This window comes from Clostridium sp. 1001283B150225_161107_B6 (genome assembly GCF_015556325.1).
Lineage (GTDB): Bacteria > Bacillota > Clostridia > Lachnospirales > Lachnospiraceae > Enterocloster.
The window spans coordinates 117,766-133,726 of sequence record NZ_JADNMD010000006.1 but is presented as its reverse complement, the minus strand read 5'-3'; the positions used below and the strand labels follow the sequence as shown (position 1 = coordinate 133,726).

Annotated in this window: 18 protein-coding genes; 16 read left to right on the top strand and 2 right to left on the bottom strand. The window is 51.0% G+C overall.

Going from position 1 to position 15,961, the window contains the following annotated elements; translation table 11 throughout:
• Positions 1–3: 3 nt before the first annotated feature.
• From I2H39_RS15630 to I2H39_RS15610, 5 genes are all read left to right on the top strand, one after another.
• Entirely contained in the window at positions 4–468 is a 465-nt protein-coding gene (locus I2H39_RS15630) for a RidA family protein (RefSeq protein ID WP_195626942.1), read from the top strand.
• Positions 469–703: 235 nt separating this feature from the next.
• The gene (locus tag I2H39_RS15625; protein WP_207746831.1) at positions 704–1,396 is read left to right on the top strand and encodes a DUF4253 domain-containing protein; all 693 of its coding nucleotides are present in this window, start codon (positions 704–706) and stop codon (positions 1,394–1,396) included.
• A gap of 170 nt (positions 1,397–1,566) precedes the next feature.
• On the top strand, positions 1,567–2,190 hold the full coding sequence (locus I2H39_RS15620) for a hypothetical protein (protein ID WP_195626940.1): 624 nt from the start codon (positions 1,567–1,569) through the stop codon (positions 2,188–2,190).
• A 94-nt stretch (positions 2,191–2,284) separates the two neighbouring features.
• Positions 2,285–2,920 carry a hypothetical protein gene (locus I2H39_RS15615; RefSeq protein ID WP_195626939.1) on the top strand — a complete coding sequence of 212 codons (636 nt, stop codon included), beginning with the start codon at positions 2,285–2,287 and terminating at the stop codon, positions 2,918–2,920.
• A 161-nt stretch (positions 2,921–3,081) separates the two neighbouring features.
• A complete protein-coding gene (locus I2H39_RS15610) occupies positions 3,082–3,588 on the top strand; it encodes a CarD family transcriptional regulator (protein ID WP_138309328.1) in 507 nt (168 codons plus the stop codon).
• Positions 3,589–3,804: 216 nt separating this feature from the next.
• On the opposite strand, the gene arcC is transcribed toward I2H39_RS15610, so the two are convergent.
• Positions 3,805–4,734 carry a carbamate kinase gene (gene arcC, locus I2H39_RS15605; protein WP_195626938.1) on the bottom strand — a complete coding sequence of 310 codons (930 nt, stop codon included), beginning with the start codon at positions 4,732–4,734 and terminating at the stop codon, positions 3,805–3,807.
• Positions 4,735–4,918: 184 nt separating this feature from the next.
• Between arcC and I2H39_RS15600 the strand changes: the two genes are divergently transcribed.
• The 10 genes from I2H39_RS15600 to I2H39_RS15555 all read left to right on the top strand — a co-directional run bounded on the left by I2H39_RS15600 (position 4,919) and on the right by I2H39_RS15555 (position 13,954).
• Positions 4,919–5,368 carry a CPBP family intramembrane glutamic endopeptidase gene (locus I2H39_RS15600; protein ID WP_195626937.1) on the top strand — a complete coding sequence of 150 codons (450 nt, stop codon included), beginning with the start codon at positions 4,919–4,921 and terminating at the stop codon, positions 5,366–5,368.
• Between the two features lie 119 nt (positions 5,369–5,487).
• Complete coding sequence (locus I2H39_RS15595) at positions 5,488–6,507, top strand: glycosyltransferase family A protein (RefSeq protein WP_195626936.1); 1,020 nt, start codon at positions 5,488–5,490, stop codon at positions 6,505–6,507.
• Positions 6,508–6,577: 70 nt separating this feature from the next.
• On the top strand, positions 6,578–6,910 hold the full coding sequence (locus I2H39_RS15590; protein ID WP_138309324.1) for a hypothetical protein: 333 nt from the start codon (positions 6,578–6,580) through the stop codon (positions 6,908–6,910).
• 239 nt (positions 6,911–7,149) lie between these two features.
• Positions 7,150–7,629 carry a MarR family transcriptional regulator gene (locus tag I2H39_RS15585; protein WP_195626935.1) on the top strand — a complete coding sequence of 160 codons (480 nt, stop codon included), beginning with the start codon at positions 7,150–7,152 and terminating at the stop codon, positions 7,627–7,629.
• Positions 7,630–7,777: 148 nt separating this feature from the next.
• On the top strand, positions 7,778–8,512 hold the full coding sequence (locus I2H39_RS15580; RefSeq protein ID WP_347708590.1) for a DUF5058 family protein: 735 nt from the start codon (positions 7,778–7,780) through the stop codon (positions 8,510–8,512).
• An 11-nt stretch (positions 8,513–8,523) separates the two neighbouring features.
• Positions 8,524–9,240, top strand: coding sequence for a hypothetical protein (locus I2H39_RS15575; protein WP_195626933.1), 717 nt, complete (start codon positions 8,524–8,526; stop codon positions 9,238–9,240).
• 17 nt (positions 9,241–9,257) lie between these two features.
• A complete protein-coding gene (locus I2H39_RS15570) occupies positions 9,258–10,637 on the top strand; it encodes an amidohydrolase (protein WP_195626932.1) in 1,380 nt (459 codons plus the stop codon).
• Between the two features lie 40 nt (positions 10,638–10,677).
• Positions 10,678–11,445, top strand: a complete 768-nt coding sequence (locus I2H39_RS15565; protein WP_195626931.1) for a creatininase family protein — start codon at positions 10,678–10,680, stop codon at positions 11,443–11,445.
• Positions 11,446–11,471: 26 nt separating this feature from the next.
• Complete coding sequence (locus I2H39_RS15560) at positions 11,472–12,680, top strand: aminotransferase class I/II-fold pyridoxal phosphate-dependent enzyme (protein WP_240305327.1); 1,209 nt, start codon at positions 11,472–11,474, stop codon at positions 12,678–12,680.
• Entirely contained in the window at positions 12,680–13,954 is a 1,275-nt protein-coding gene (locus tag I2H39_RS15555) for an MFS transporter (protein WP_195626929.1), read from the top strand. Before I2H39_RS15560 ends, I2H39_RS15555 begins: the two co-directional genes overlap by 1 nt.
• A 70-nt stretch (positions 13,955–14,024) precedes the next feature.
• Here the strand turns inward: I2H39_RS15555 and I2H39_RS15550 are convergent, their stop codons facing one another.
• Positions 14,025–14,690, bottom strand: a complete 666-nt coding sequence (locus I2H39_RS15550) for a phosphatase PAP2 family protein (protein WP_195626928.1) — start codon at positions 14,688–14,690, stop codon at positions 14,025–14,027.
• A gap of 247 nt (positions 14,691–14,937) precedes the next feature.
• Here I2H39_RS15550 and I2H39_RS15545 point away from each other — a divergent pair, with 247 nt between their 5' ends.
• On the top strand, positions 14,938–15,792 hold the full coding sequence (locus tag I2H39_RS15545; RefSeq protein ID WP_195626927.1) for a MurR/RpiR family transcriptional regulator: 855 nt from the start codon (positions 14,938–14,940) through the stop codon (positions 15,790–15,792).
• The last annotated feature ends 169 nt before the right edge of the window (positions 15,793–15,961 follow it).

Below are 15,961 nucleotides of genomic sequence, written 5' to 3'. Positions count from 1 at the left end.
GCTATGATAGTTGAACAGAAATTGCAGGAAATGGGACTTGAGCTTCCGGAGCTCCCTAGGCCCAACGGATTGTATGTACCCGCAAGAAGGGTGGGAAATCTGATTTATATTGCAGGCCAGACCCCGGATATCCATGGAGTGCGCCAGGTGGTGGGTGTTGTGGGGGAGGATTTGACCATAGGGGATGGCCAGAGGTCCGCCCAAATCTGCGCTCTGAATATTCTGTCTGTTCTGAAAACGGAACTGGGCGATTTGGATAGAGTGAAACAGTTTGTACAGATTATCAGCTATGTACGCTGCGCCAAGGGGTTTGGAAATCAGCCTTTGGTCATAGACGGGGCTTCCAGACTGTTCCGTGATTTATATGGAGAAGCAGGAATCGCTGCAAGGCTTGCCATTGGAGCCAATGAGCTTCCGGGCGGCAGCGCCACGGAAATACTGGCGGTAGTGGAAGTAAAGGAAGATTGATGGGTCCTCCATCAGGGTAAAAGGATTGGCGGTTAAGCAGATGTAAGCAGAGTCTGGTTTGACCGGATAGGAGCCTGGGGACTCCGGTTTGTTTAAACCGGAGTCCCCGGGCTTTTCATATCTTTGCCGGGTACCAGCCATAGGCTGGTTCCTGTTTTCCGGCGGGATGGCTGTTTTTGGAATGGGGGATAGCCGCAGAGGGGGTTATCCGATATAATGGAAGCATGAAGATTGAATGTTGGTTCTGAAAAACGGCAGGGATGCGTATGGAGGGAAAGAAATGATGCAGACCGGAGATGAGAAGAAAGAGAGTTACCGTAAAATGCTGGAAATTATGGGATGCCCATGTCAGGTGATTGACCGCAGGGGAGCGGAACAGCCCCTGGAGGAACTTTATCTGGAGAAGAGGGAACAGGGAAAGAGGGAACAGGGAAAGAGGGATGGATTTGTTCCTCTGTTCATTTATCCGGATGAAAATTTTATAGACATGGTGACAACGAACCTGGCGGAATCGTCCATGGAAATGCCGGAGTCCTTATTGGGAAGGTTTGAGGACGGAGAAGCGGCGGAGCATTTCCAGGAGGACACGGATTATCTGACCAGACAAAAATCAGATGTCATACTGGCGGAGATTCCGGTGGACCAGCCCTGGAAGGTGCTGGGCTGGCTTCCCTTTGGCGGATGGAACCAGTGTCCGGACAGCGGCAGGATGCTGGCATTTGCAAAACGGTGGTATGAAATGTGGGGAGCTGTGCCGGCTGTTATGGGTGCCGATACCCTGCAGTTTTATGTGGATACACCGGTGGCAGACCAGGAACAGGCCGAGAAGCTGGCTATGGAACAGTTCGGCTTCTGTTTTACGGAGGAGGTCATGACCCTGGCAGGGTCCCTGTCCAGGTCCCATGTATGGTTTTTCTGGTGGGATTGATGGAGGATGGAGAAATGGAAAAAGTGGCGGGAAACCGCTGCTTTTTTATTTTGGTGCAAACAAAGGTATTTTATGAAATATCTGTGAATTTCAGTTTGATTTAAGCCAGGGCCGTTATACTTCTGGAATCAGATGAAAATCTGAAATAAAGCGGAAAGAAGGAGATTACAATGAAAAGAAATCCAGCAAGGATGTTACTGTGTGCAGGTCTGTGCGCGGCGGCTGTGATTGGTACCGGGGTGATGAGCTACGCGGCATCATGGTCATCCTCCGGTTCGGAAGCAGCACAGACAGATAACAGGATGACTCCCCGGGATGACGGGAGTGTAATGGCTAAAATAACTGGGGCAGGCGACGGCTCATTGACCGTGACATTTGCTTTAAAGCCGGAACAGAGGGATGGTGACGGAACCGGTCCTGCAGAAGGCAGGGCGCCGGACGGGGAAACCCCGCCGGAAAAACCGGCAGAAGGGGAGACACTGCCGGAAAAACGGGCAGATGGAGAAACTCCGCCGGAAAAACCGGCGGATGGGGAGAACCCTCCTGCAAAACCTGAAGATGAGGGGACCATGCCTGCAATGCCGGAGGGCGGGAATCCCTGGGACAGACAGGGGAGCGGAGGTATGACAATGGAATTCAGCGCGGATGAAACAACCGTTTATCTGACCGGTTCCACTGTCATTACAAAAGGAATGGAGGGCCGGGAAGGTACGGAATCTGATTTGGCAGTTGGAAGCATTGTAAGAATGATATTGGAGGATACACAGATTATCAGTATTGACATCATGGAATAGTCATGGAGGAAATGCAGGAACTGGCCCAGGGATGCATATACGGCATTCCTGTGCCGCCGGGACAGAGGATTACAGGATTAAAAGGAGTATATTCATGAAAAAAGGAGTATTTATTTTGGCAGTGCTGGCTGCTGCGGTTCTGGCATCCGGCTGCGCAGGTCAGGGGAAAGAGGATGCCGCGGCTTCTGATACTGTTGAAGCACCGGAAGAAAGCAGCAATGCGGAGGCGACGGAAATCATTGGTATGGTGAAGGAAATTTCTGATTCACAGATATCCCTTGTTACCGGAAGACCTAGCCCCAGAGGCGGCGGGCAGGGGAAGGGCGATGCGGGAAAAAGGATGGACGGGGAAGAGACTGACGGCGGACCTGATGAGGCAGGCACAGACCGTGTCCCGGACACCCAAGAAGCCGGAGACGGGCCGGAAAAGGGGGCAGGAGGCAGACCTGGACGGAGAGATAAGGGCGGTGAAACGGGAAAAGGCCGGAACCAGAATGAGGCCGGAAGCAGGGGCCCGGACAAACACACAGGGGATGGCAAAGATTCCGCCGCCGCTGTGACAATCCTGTTGTCCTCTTCCACTGAGGTTATGGATTCGGAGGGAAAAGCCGCTGATATAGCAGAGGTAAAAGCCGGGGACATGGTTTGTGTGGAAACAGATACCGCCAATATTGCGGTCAGGATTACCATAAAGTCCGGCTCAGGGCAAATGGAGAAAGAGATACAATAGATGCATATACCCCGGAGACTGGCTATTGTATACAAAAAAATATACGGCTCCATGGTGTATTTTTTACAAAGTTTACGGCGCCGCCAAAAAACTTCTGACATCGACACCCTTTTAGTGATACAATATATGTATTATAAAATAAGGGAAGTAGGCGGTAAAATATGTATCAGAAAGGTCAGTATATCATATACGGCATCAGAGGCGTCTGCGAGGTGATGGATATCATCAAAATTGACAGGCCTGACGGTCCGAAGGGCCGGCTGTATTATGTACTCCGTCCCTATTATCAGCAAGACAGCAAGATTGTGACGCCTGTTGATTCGGAGAAAACCATAACCAGGCCGCTTCTTTCCAAAGAAGAGGCCCTTGAACTGATTGACGAAATCTCTGATGTGAAGGAGATGGAGGTGACCAATGATAAGCAGCGGGAGGAACGGTATAAGGAAGCCCTTAAGACCTGTGACTGCCGGGTGTGGATTAGCATGATAAAGGCGTTGTACCTGCGCCGGAAGGACCGCATGGAGCAGGGAAAGAAAATGACGGACCTGGACGAGCGGTATTTTAAGACGGCGGAGGATAATCTGTACTCTGAGCTGGCCCTGTCCCTGGGGATGCCCAAGGAGGAGATGGTCAGCTATATTACGGAGCGGGTGCTGGCGGAGGCATGATGACGCTGCGGAGGCATAGGGCTTCACATGTCTGCCGGCTATATATCTGCATGTCTGCCGGATTCTGTCAGATTAAAAGTATACGGACAGCAAAATAATAACAGAAATAATAACAGAAACAATCACAAAAAGAATCCATCAACCCCTATTGTTCTTAAGGGATGAATGGATTCCTTTTTGTTGTTTACGTACGGTTGTCTGGCAGAACCAGGGTCTTTATTCAATTACCGTGCCTGCATGTCCCTTCAGGCTTTCTTTTGCCTTATCCAGGGTGGTGATGATGGCTTTCCTGCCTTTGCCGCTCTCCAGGAAATCAATGGAGGCAGATACCTTTGGCAGCATGGAGGCAAATTCGAACTGGCCCTGGCTGATATAATCCCTGGCCTGGTCTATGGTCATGCGGCTGATGGGCTGTTCCTGGGGAGTACCGTAGTTTAAGGTCACGTTGTCCACGCTGGTAAGTATCATCATCACATCCGCGTCAATCTCTTTGGCCAGCAGTCCGGTGGCAAGGTCCTTCTCAATGATGGCGCTGGCGCCCCTTAGGTTATAGCCCTGCTCCATAACCGGAATGCCGCCTCCTCCGCAGGCAATGACAATCTGGTCCGCATCCATAAGGGCCTTGATGGCATCAATCTCCACTATGGCAACGGGATGGGGGGATGCAACGATTCTGCGGTAGCCGCCTTCCACTTCTGTCACATGGTTGCCCTTGGCTTCCTCAGCATCAGCTTCCTCCTTGGTCATCACACGTCCGATGACCTTTACAGGGGTATAGAAAGCCTCATCATATGGGTCCACTGTCACCTGGGTCAGTACAGTGCTTACTGGTTTGTAAATGCCTCTTTTAATCAATTCAGCCCGGATTCCGTTCTGAAGGTCGTATCCGATATAACCCTGACTCATGGCAGAGCAGACAGACATGGGAGCCTGACTATAGCCGTCATGCTGTTTGCCGAATTCATTCATGGCCGTGTGAATCATGCCTACCTGGGGAGCGTTGCTGTGTACAATGGCTACCTGCCACCCCTCCTGGATGAAATCAGCGATGATTTTGGCGGTTCTCGCCACAGCTGCCTTTTGTTCAGGAAGATTGGTTCCCATATCTTTGTGGCCAATGGCCATTACGATGCGTTTTTTCGCCATAATCCATACCTCGCTTGTCTTTTAAATTGTCATATAAATTAAGTTTATTATAGGGTAATATGGGAAAAAATGCAATGAAAAGAGTAAAAAGATGGTGGCAAAACACATGGAGCCATGCTATACTGTCAGCAGAATAAGAACGCAGAATAAAAACACAGAATAAGAACAGAAGGACAGGGAGCGTATGAGGGATGAAAAGCAGCTTTTGCCCGCAGGATGGCAGAAGCGTGTACTGGCGGCAGCGGCAGCGGCGCTGGCCGGCAATCTGCTGGTAAAGGTTATACCATGGCCGGGCAGTCTCCTCTCATCTTACGAGGAGGCCATGAGTCCGGCTGTATCTCAGGGAGCAGGCTTTTTGTGGATGACACTGGTCCTGGCCCCCATCCTGGAGGAGGGAGCCTTCCGCCTGGTCCTGTACGGATGGCTCAGGCGCTTTATGGCTTTTCTTCCTTCAGCAGTCATATCATCCCTGGCCTTTGGCATATATCATGGAAACTGGATTCAAGGCACTTATGCATTCCTGCTGGGAATGGTGCTGGCATGGGGCTATGAAAGCAGTGAATACCGCAGATATCCTATGGCAGTATTGATGCATGGGGCCGCTAATCTGGCAGCCCTGGCAGTATTTGGCTAAGCGCTCATAACGAGCCACTGCGCTAAGCTCGAAAGGACCTCGCTAAGCGCCAGTGACATGTATCGCGCGTAGGAGACCAAAGGACGGTCTCCAAGCGCTCATAACGAGGAGGTAGAAACGTGAAGTTATTGACTGTGGCAATCCCCTGTTATAACTCGGAGAGCTATATGGAGCACTGCATCAACACCCTGCTTACAGGCGGGGAGGAAGTGGAAATCATCATTGTGGATGACGGTTCCACAAAGGACAGGACGGGGGAGCTTGCAGACCGGTATGCCCGGGAATATCCAACTATCTGCCGTGCCATCCACCAGGAAAACGGCGGGCACGGGGAGGCTGTGAATACAGGACTTAAAAATGCCACAGGCATTTTCTTTAAGGTGGTGGACAGCGACGACTGGGTCAATGAGGAGGCGTATGAGCAGGTTCTTTCAACCCTGAGGCGCTTTGTATACGGAGGAGAGACGCTGGATATGCTGGTTACCAACTTTGTCTATGAAAAGGAGGGCGCCAGAAGGAAAAAGGTGATGAAATATCACACGGCGTTTCCAAAGGACAAGGTATTTGGATGGAATGACGTGAAGTTCTTCATGACAGGGCAGTATATCCTGATGCATTCTGTTATTTACAGGACAGGGCTGCTTATCCAGTGCGGGCTGGAGCTGCCCAAGCACACCTTTTATGTGGACAATATTTTTGTGTACCAGCCACTGCCCCATGTGAAGCATATCTATTACCTGGATGTGAACTTCTACCGTTATTATATCGGGAGGCAGGACCAGTCAGTCAATGAAGAGGTGATGATTGGCCGTATTGACCAGCAGATTCGGGTCACCAAGCTGATGCTGGGGTATTATGACGCCATGAAGATAAGCAGCAGAAAACTGCGCCATTACATGATACAGTACCTGGAAATCATGATGACCATCTGTTCTGTCCTGGCCATCAAATCCGGGACAGAAGAAAACCTGGAGAAAAAGAAGGAGCTGTGGCAATATCTGAAAAAGCAGAATCTTCCTCTGTTCCTGCGGCTCAGGATGGGTTTCCTGGGACAGGGATGCAATCTTCCGGGCAAGGGCGGAAGGGAACTGCTGATTCTGGGATATAAAATAACGCAGAAATTTTACGGTTTTAATTGACATTTTTTTAACGGAGTAGTATAGTATAGCCGGTATCAGGAAATTTCCATATGTATGGAGGTCTTATAAAATGGTAAAAGAATTTTTGAAGTGTAATTCAATCAGGGAACGGATTCAGTTTCTTGCCAACACTGTCCTTAAGGACTGGGATGACGGAGAGCTGGATACGGTCATGGACATCATGGGACTATCTAGGGAAGGTATGGAGGCGCCGGAAGACAAAATCAGCGCCATTGAAAAATACCTGGCTGACTATAAGCACGAAGTAGAGATGAGGGGCAGCATTGACGGCTCCAGGGTTGACAGTATACCTGCAAAGGACCAGGGAAGCACCCTGTTCGAAGGCCCTTCTGAGGCGGAAGTGGTGAACAAGATGCTGAATCCTTTTTCCAAGGAGCAGTAACCCGGGAGCACCGGGAGTCCGGGAAGCCGGCATCATCCAATCAAAAATTGATATGAAAATCCATGGAAATCCCGTTGGCAGGGAGGGCCATGGATTTTTTGGTTTCCCGCCAATGGGACAGCATGGCGGGAGATGGGGCGGGGGAGATTCCTGAGGGAAAGGTTGACTTTTGCCCATAAACTGGATAGAATGGAACTAAGATTTTTATCTGAGATAATAGAAAAAGAGAGGAACAGGGATTGACGCAGGGAGGAAAGGATTATACATTTACAACATTTGAGGCTTCGGATATCATGCACCGTGCGGCCAGTTTCTGCCGGGCATCCAATTCATCCCATGAGTATGGGAACGGGGAAAGCTACACAGCCACTGAGGTCCACTTTCTGAAGTATGTGGTGGAGAATCCGGGAATATCCGCCATTGAGCTGGCCCATAGCTGGAATAAGACGCGGGCAGCAGCAACCCAGATGCTGACCAAGCTGGAGCGTTCCGGGCTCCTCTACCGGGGGCGGGAACGGTATAATGATAAGAAGGTCCTGTATTATCCCACTGAGAAAGGGCTTGAGCTGCATGAACTGCACCGGGTGTATGACACAGAGAATTTCGGCAAGTTCATTGCTTTTCTGGAGCAGCGTTTCACAAAGGAGCAGATTGAATCTGCTTTTCAAGTCCTGCAGGCCTACAGCGACTATCATATGCAGATGGATGAGTTTAAGTAGTCAATTGTATAAAGTATCTGAAAAGCTGGAAGCATCTTTTTTGGATGCTTTCTTTTTTTGTGTTTTGTGTATTGACATCGGGCAAAATAAGGTATAGAATATTTACATAAAGTAAAGTAACTTTACAACAAGTAAACTAAGTTGACAAATGAGAAAGGAAAAAAAGAGTATGAGTCAAGCCATGGTCACTGTAAACCGAATTTGTTTTCTGTTTTGCCTTTTAATTATTGGCCTGGTTATTATCCAGGCAGTATTGTTCATTCGCAACGCATTGATGTTTAACAAGAAACACCGGGTATTGTCGGAAGACGAAGTGCGTTCTGTCATGAAAATCGGCTGCGTATCCGCCATTGCGCCGGCCTGTTCCATCATTGTGGTGGCCCTGGGACTGGTCAGCCTGATAGGACCGGTGCTGTCCTTCATGAGAGTGGGCGTTATTGGGTCGGCTGCCTATGAAACCCAGATGGCGGAGATTGCGGCCTCCACATTGGGCGTAACCCTGGGAACCGAAGGCATAACAGAGAGTACCCTGACTCTGTGCCTGTTTACCATGACTCTTGGTTCTGCGCCCTTCCTTATCAATACACTTATTACGGTAAAGCCCATGGACGACGCCATGGTAAAGGCTGCCAAGAGCAGCCGCAGCTTCCTGCCTGCCTTCTCCCTGGCAGCCATGATGGCCCTGCTGGTCTATCTGGGGGCCAATAACGCATCCAAGTCCTCGCCCAACCTGGTGGGATTTGCAGCTTCGGCCGCCTGTACCTTTGCACTGACAAAATATGTGAAGAAGTCCGGTAAGAAGAGTCTTGGGAACTTTACGATGAGCATTGCCATGCTGGCTGGCATGATTTGCGCCACTGTGGCTTATTACGCAGGTTTATAGGAGGTAGGGTCATGGAAGAGAAGAACGTGATGACAAAGGACCAGATTCAGGAAGACTACAGCAATGTATATGTTAAGAAGGTGCATCTGATTGGGCGGGCCACCATGGCCATTGCCTTCATACTGATGTTTTCCCCTGTCCTGTACATGCATTTTGTTGCAGGGTTTACGGCTCCGGCAGATGCCTACATGGCTTGTGCCGCGGCAGCCTGTGCGGCCGGAGTGGGAGGGTGGATTGCGGAACCTATTTCCTATTTCCCTATTCTGGGAGCAGCCGGAACCTACATGTCTTATCTGGCCGGCAATGTGGGCAATACCCGCGTGCCTGTGGCAGTGGCGGTACAGAGCGCCACTGATTCCGACAACAGCAGTCCCAGGGGGCAGATGGCAACGGTAATCGGCGTGGGTATGTCCGTATTTTTCAGCCTGATAGTCCTGACCGTCATTATACTGGTGGGTTCCGCCATGCTTCAGGTGGTGCCTGAGCCGGTGCTTAAGGCCCTGGGTTACGTGCTCCCGTGTCTGTACGGCTCCATGCTGACCATGCGCCTTATGGCGAATTTCAGAGGCAGTATCAAATATGTCCCCCTGGCATTTGCGGTATTCCTTGTGTGCAGGTATACCGGATTCACCAGGTACGGACTGCTGACGGACATAGCAGTCACCTGTATTTTTGCATATATCCTGCACCGGTCAAAGGCAGGGAAAAGCCAGGGCACTGCACAGTGAAAGGAGTGGCATAAAATATGAACGATTATATCCAGTCATGGTATGACAGATACGAGACAGAGGCAAGAAAACTGATGCACGATATCTGGGAGCATCCGGAATTTGCCATGGAAGAATACTACACGGCCGGGCGTTTGGCGGAATTCATGAAGGCGCAGGGATTTGAGACGCAAACCTTCAATGCCAGGGAGCCGGAGTCAAAGACCGCGCCTCATAATACGGTATATGCAAAATGGGGAAGCGGGAAGCCGGTTATCGGAATACTGGGGGAGCTGGATTCCTTAAAGGGACTGGGGCAGGAAAATGTACCCTATTACAGCCCCATTCCGGGCTGCGGCCATGGGTGCGGCCACAATCTCATTGCCGGCTGCGGGGCGGCAGCCGCCTCATCCCTTAAATTCGCGGCAGAGAAGGAAGAATTGACCGGTACGGTTATCTATGTGGGCTGTCCGGCGGAGGAAACCCTGGACGGCAAGGTGTGGCTGGCCAAATGGGGGTATTTTGACGATATGGACGTATGCCTGATGTGGCATCCGGGAGGCCATGAGCTTAAGTTTGCGGGTTATACCAATATGGCTCTGACCAGTATGCTGTTTGAATATTTCGGAAAGACAGCCCACGGAGTGCGGGCCTGGAACGGAAGAAGCGCCCTGGACGCCTGTGAACTCATGAACATCGGGGTGAATTACCTCAGGGAGCATATGACGCCGGAGTGCTCCATCCACTATGTATATGAGGATGGCGGGGAAATGCCCAACGTTGTTCCCGAACATGCATCCGTATTCTATTATATCCGTTCCAGGGATGAGGAGAACAAGGAACTGGTGGAGCGGGTAAAGGCGGTTGCCCGGGGCGCGGCCATCATGACGGAGACAAAGCTGCAGATGACCCTGCGCACCTACTGCAGGGGTAATTTCCCGGCCATTGCACTGAACCGGTATGTATATGAGGAGGCAAAGAAGATACCGCCTCTCACATACAGCGAAGAGGACTATGAATTTGCCAGGAAGCTTCACCGGAATTTCTTCGAGGAGGAGCCGCCCGGTGAGTTGGACGCGCTGATTCCTGTAAGGACTTCTCCGGTTAAGGACTGGGATGCCATTCCATTTTTCAGGGGCACCTCGGATGTGGGGGATGTAAGCCACATCCTGCCCACTATTCAGCTCAGCGGGCTTGGTGAGGTGACGGGAACCAGGGCCCACCACTGGACCGTGACTGCGGCAGCGGGAACAGCCATCGGAGAAAAGGCAGCTGTTTATGCCAGCAAAATCATTTCACAGAGCGCCCTTGATATTCTCAGGGAACCGGGCCTGGCGGACGATTTCCGGAAGGACTTCATGGAATCCAGAAAAGCCAGAAAGATGCCGCCCTACGAAAAGTGCCCGTTCCGGATATAAGGCAGAGGAGCGGGAAGAAGAAAGGAGACTTTGGACAGAGATGAAACATCCTTACAGATGGGATAATTTAAATAGGGAAGAACTGAGAAGGCTGGCAGAGGAAAATGCGCTGGTACTCATACCGTTGGGGGCAACGGAGCAGCATGGCCCCCACCTTCCCACAGGAACGGATTCCATGCTGGCGGAGGCTGCCTGTGATATTGCGGCAGCCAGGCTGGCTGGAATGGGACGCCGTGCAGTCATAGCGCCCACTGTCACCATATCAAATTCACTGCACCATAGGAATTATCCGGGGACATTGTCCCTGGACCCCAGGCTGTATATGGACTGCCTCACAAGTATGGCCAGGGGAATCGTGTCCCATGGCTTCAGGAATATATGCTGCGTCAATGGCCACGGAGGCAATGGAACGCCTACAGACATGGCTGTCATGGACATTGCCACCCGATACGGCATCCATATTTCCTGGGTTCCGTATTATGTTGGCTGCAACGAGGATTTTGAAGCCATTCTGGATACCCAGAGCAATATTTTCCACGCGGATGAGGTGGAAACCTCCCTTATGCTGGCCCTGGACGAAAGCCTGGTGGACCCCTGCTATATGGAAGCAAAGGGGGGGAATATACAAAAGGGAACTCCCCACGGGCGTCCGGGCCGGCCCTATACCTTCCTGCCGTTTGAAACGCGCACAGAGACAGGCATCCTGGGAAACAGCTATGCTGCCACCAGGGAAAAGGGAAAACAACTGTGGGAGGCAGTGACCGGCCATCTGGTACAGGCGCTGCTGGACCCGGAACTGTGGCAGTAACCGGCGCAGGACACACGCCGCGGGGAATGGATGACAGAAAGGAACAAGACATGCAATCTATATTTGATGAAAAATGGGACCGTACAGGAACCGGGACCATAAAATGGAAGGCGGCTGACGAGGGGAGGAAGGATATCATACCCATGGGGATTGCCGACATGGAGTTTGCCACTGCCCCCTGTGTGGTCGAGGCAGTAAAACGGCGGATGGAGCATCCGCTGTTCGGCTATTTTAATCTGGACGACCGGTTTTACCAGGCAATCATAAAATGGCATGGGACACATTTTCACAACCAGGACCTGCGGGCGGGACACATACTTTACCAGAACGGGGTGCTGGGGGGAATCGCTGCAGCGCTGCAGGCCTTTACCCTTCCGGGAGACAGGGTGATGTGCAGCGGACCTGTCTATTCCGGATTTATCCGTACCGTTGGGGACCTGGGGCGGGTGCTCTGCCCCAGCATGCTGAAGCCGGACCAGGAAGGAGTTCCGCGCCTGGATTTGGAGGATATGGAGAGGAAAATACTGGAAAATAAGGCCAAAGCATTTATCTTCTGCTCGCCCCACAATCCCACGGGAAGGGTCTGGGATGAGGATGAGATACGGGCCGTGGTAAACCTTTGCGGGAAATATCATGTGCTTCTGATTTCAGATGAGATATGGGCTGATTTTACACCCGGAGGCAAGCAGCATATACCCACAGCCATGGTGTCGGGTCTTGCAAGAGAAATTACCATCAGTTTGTATTCGCCCACAAAGACCTTTAATCTGGCAAGCCTGCGCTGCGCCTATGCCGTCACATATGCGCCCTGGCTGCGGGATGCCATGGAGAAGGCAACGGTTATGACCCATTTCAGCAACCCCAATGTGCTGTCCTGCGAGGCGCTCATTGGCGCATACCAGGAGGGCGGAGAGTGGGTGGAACAGCTGAACCGCTATATCAGGAAAAACCAGGAATACGTACATGACTATGTGGCAGACCGGTTTGCAGGGGTCAGGATGCAGCTGCCTGAGGGTACATACCTGGGATGGCTGGACTGTTCTTCGCCTTCCCTGGATTTCAGACAGGTTCTTAAGGACATGGAGACATGCGGCGTGCTGGGAAATGACGGAGCATCCTACCTTGCGCCGGAGCACATCCGTCTCAATCTGGCCTGTCCCATGGCGGTGTGCAAGGAAGCCATGTCGCGGCTGGAACAGCATGTGTTTCACATCCGGGGAGAAAGGACGGCGTAATGGAAGAACGGGATAACAGATTATTCTATGGCTGGTCTGTTGTACTTGGCTGTGCAGTGGTATGCGGGTGTAATATCGGGGTCCTGTCCAATACCGTAGGTGTATTCTTAAAGCCGGTTTCCATGGAGCTGGGCGTATCCAGAAGCCAGATTGCCTTATATTCCAGTATATTTTCCATGGTCGGCATGCTGGCAGCCCCGTTCCAGGGCAGGCTTATGGAGCGGTACAGCCTGAAGAAGCTGATGGTTTCCGGAGCAGCGGTGGGGGGAGCCTGCCTGTTCTGCTATTCCTTTGCCCCGGGTCTGTGGTTCTTTTATGCAAATGCCGTCCTGTGCGGCCTGGTATTCGGATTCTCAAACCTGATTCCCGTAAATAAGATTCTGTCCAACTGGTTTACGAAAAAAAAGGGCACGGCAGTAGGCTTTGCCCTGGCTGGTTCCGGGCTCATGGCCATGGTGGTGACGCCGGTCCTCTCCCACATTGTGGCGGATTATGGCTGGAGGAACGGATACCGCTTTATCGGGTGCCTGTATCTGCTGCTGATGGTACCGGTTATTCTCTTTGTCATAAAGGAATCGCCGGGAGATGGGAAGGCAGCTGCAAAAGCAGATAGAAAGGCAGCAAAAACGGATACAAAGGCTGATATAAACCCGGACATAAAAACCGGGCTTACCAGGGCCCAGGCCATGGGGACCAGGCGGTTCTGGCTGGTTCTGGCAGCGCTGGTGCTGGCCAGTTCGGTGGCAATGGGGATTCAGCAGCACATGATAGCATACCTTACGGATATGGGGTATGGGGCGCAGTATGCGTCGGGGATATATTCACTGTCCATGGGAGTCCTGATGGCGGGAAAGGTCATACTGGGAACCCTCTACGACCGCCTGGGAATCAGGGGGGCGTCCATCTACATATGCCTGGTACTGGCAGCTTCCCTGGGATTCCTGATTATGGCAGGTTTGCCTGGCGCTCCGTATCTGTTTGCCGCTGCCTTCGGACTTGCCAATGCCATCCAGTCCATACCGGCCACCTGTCTGGTGACCCGCTTTTTCGGCACCCGTGAATTTACTTCCATTTACGGAATATGCAATGCGGGAAATATGGCAGGAATCGCCCTGGGAACCTCCATGTCCGCCTGGATTTACGATGCCTCGGGCTCCTATGCCATTGCCTGGTATTTCTACCTGGTGCTGAGCGCTGTTATCTTCCTTCTCTATATGGGAGCTGACAGGGAGCATAATCAGGCTGTTTTGCAACAGTGCAGCAGGGCACTATAATAATAAAAAACCGCTGTACGCCGGCTGGTAATCACATACTGGCGTACAACGGTTTTGTTTTTTTGTCCATCTAACTGAGGGCCTTCTGGGTGACCTTTTTGTCTTCTGCGGACCAGTTATATCCGTAGACGATTCCGTAAATCACATAAGCCATAATGGCTGCGCCTACCAGGTCGATGACCGAGTGCTGTTTTAAGAAGACAGTGGACAGGCAGATGGAAACCATAAGGATGGCTGAACCGGCCCGGACCCAGGGATATTTCTTAAGCGACTCGCTTTTCATGATGGCGATGTGGGTGCCGATGGAGTTGTATACGTGGATGCTGGGGAATACGTTGGTAGGCGTATCCGTCTGGTACAGGGCTGCAACCATGCTGGAAAATATGTTCTTGCCCGGGTCAATGGCCGGTCTGAAATCTGTGCCGTTGTGGAAAAAGGTACAGATAATCAGGCTGATGGTCATGCCTGAGAACAGGAAGGTGCAAATCCTGTAATAGTCTTCCTTATTGCGGAAAAGGAAGAAAACAATGGTTCCCGCCACGTATAAAAACCACATCATGTAGGGAATAATAAAATATTCGTTGAAGGGTATGAAGTCGTCCAGGGCAACATGCATCACATGGTAATGACGTGTGACCGTCCGTTCCAGGTAACAGAACCATGGGAGATAAATGAAGCCGTAACACAGCAGCCATGCATGTTTGTACCTGGATAAAAATGTTTTAATACTTTTCATGATACCAGCCTCTTTCTCACATTTGAAGACCTGATAATATGCGGCTAAATATAAACAAATTGTTAATAATGTGTTAACGTTTAGAGATTATAGCACAGTAAAAAAGGAAAAACAAGGGGAGTAACGAAAAGTTAATAAAGTTTCAGAAAGCATTATAATATATGACGAAAAACAACTTTTATTTTTAAATTTTGTGTGCTATATTTAAAGCATGAAATAAATTTACATGAGACAGGCGGAATATGATATGGGAGAGACACGAAGCGCGTTGGGAGTCATCTGCTCCTCCTATGATGAATTTTTTGAAGCAGAGAAAAAGATAGCGGATTATATGATGGAGCATAAGGCGGAAGTGGTGGACATGACAGTGGGAGAGCTGGCCAGGGCCAGCGGGACCAGCGACGCCACGGTATCCCGTTTCTGCAGGCGGTGCGGTTTTAAGGGATTCCACAGCCTGAAGCTGGCATTGGCCAGGGAGGTGCTGGAAGAAGAACACAAGGACAGGAACGTGTCCAATGACATTGACCGCAGCGACCTGAGCCAGTCCCTTCAGAACATATTGGCCAATAAGGTGGCGGAGCTGACAGAGACAGTGAACATGATGGACCCTGCCAATCTGGAGCATATTCTGGACAAGCTGGAGCACGCCCGCATGGTGCAGCTGGCAGCCGTGGGCAACACCATTCCTGTGGCGCTGGACGGAGCCTTTAAATTCAACCAGCTGGGAATCCCGGCCGTGGCAGGAGATATATGGGAGACCCAGACAGCCTATACCTTTAACCTGGGACCGGAGGATGTGGTTATGGTTATATCCAATTCCGGCAGTTCCAAGCGTCTTCAGACCCTGGCGGAGGGGGCAAAGGAAAACGGATGCACGGTCATCCTCATTACCAACAATGGAAATTCGCCTCTGGCCGGAATAAGCGACTATAAGATTGTTACCGCCACCAGGGAAAAGCTGCTGACAGAAGAATTCTGGTTTTCCAGGGTCACGGCCACGGCGGTCATGGAGATACTGTACCTGCTGCTGAGGGCAGGCATGAAGGAATCCGTGGAGCATATACGGCGTCATGAAAAAGCCATATCACCAGATAAGAAGTAATGATTCATACAGAGGATAAAATAGAAAATAATGCACAAAAAACAGACGGCTTTTTACAGAAACAGGCCGTCTGTTTGTATATTGCGACGAAAAAATGCATGAAAAATATTTTCTTACAAAATACTATTGACGAAAATATGATATCGTATTATGATATAGACAACATAAG

Excerpts from the sequence above, each read along its gene's own strand:
- I2H39_RS15630 (WP_195626942.1), top strand. The coding sequence starts at position 4 with ATGATAGTTGAACAGAAATTGCAGGAAATGGGACTTGAGCTTCCGGAG.
- I2H39_RS15625 (WP_207746831.1), top strand. The coding sequence starts at position 704 with ATGTTGGTTCTGAAAAACGGCAGGGATGCGTATGGAGGGAAAGAAATG.
- I2H39_RS15620 (WP_195626940.1), top strand. The coding sequence starts at position 1,567 with ATGAAAAGAAATCCAGCAAGGATGTTACTGTGTGCAGGTCTGTGCGCG.
- I2H39_RS15615 (WP_195626939.1), top strand. The coding sequence starts at position 2,285 with ATGAAAAAAGGAGTATTTATTTTGGCAGTGCTGGCTGCTGCGGTTCTG.
- I2H39_RS15610 (WP_138309328.1), top strand. The coding sequence starts at position 3,082 with ATGTATCAGAAAGGTCAGTATATCATATACGGCATCAGAGGCGTCTGC.
- arcC (WP_195626938.1), bottom strand. The coding sequence starts at position 4,734 with ATGGCGAAAAAACGCATCGTAATGGCCATTGGCCACAAAGATATGGGA.
- I2H39_RS15600 (WP_195626937.1), top strand. The coding sequence starts at position 4,919 with ATGAGGGATGAAAAGCAGCTTTTGCCCGCAGGATGGCAGAAGCGTGTA.
- I2H39_RS15590 (WP_138309324.1), top strand. The coding sequence starts at position 6,578 with ATGGTAAAAGAATTTTTGAAGTGTAATTCAATCAGGGAACGGATTCAG.
- I2H39_RS15580 (WP_347708590.1), top strand. The coding sequence starts at position 7,778 with ATGAGAAAGGAAAAAAAGAGTATGAGTCAAGCCATGGTCACTGTAAAC.
- I2H39_RS15575 (WP_195626933.1), top strand. The coding sequence starts at position 8,524 with ATGGAAGAGAAGAACGTGATGACAAAGGACCAGATTCAGGAAGACTAC.
- I2H39_RS15570 (WP_195626932.1), top strand. The coding sequence starts at position 9,258 with ATGAACGATTATATCCAGTCATGGTATGACAGATACGAGACAGAGGCA.
- I2H39_RS15565 (WP_195626931.1), top strand. The coding sequence starts at position 10,678 with ATGAAACATCCTTACAGATGGGATAATTTAAATAGGGAAGAACTGAGA.
- I2H39_RS15560 (WP_240305327.1), top strand. The coding sequence starts at position 11,472 with ATGGATGACAGAAAGGAACAAGACATGCAATCTATATTTGATGAAAAA.
- I2H39_RS15555 (WP_195626929.1), top strand. The coding sequence starts at position 12,680 with ATGGAAGAACGGGATAACAGATTATTCTATGGCTGGTCTGTTGTACTT.
- I2H39_RS15550 (WP_195626928.1), bottom strand. The coding sequence starts at position 14,690 with ATGAAAAGTATTAAAACATTTTTATCCAGGTACAAACATGCATGGCTG.
- I2H39_RS15545 (WP_195626927.1), top strand. The coding sequence starts at position 14,938 with ATGGGAGAGACACGAAGCGCGTTGGGAGTCATCTGCTCCTCCTATGAT.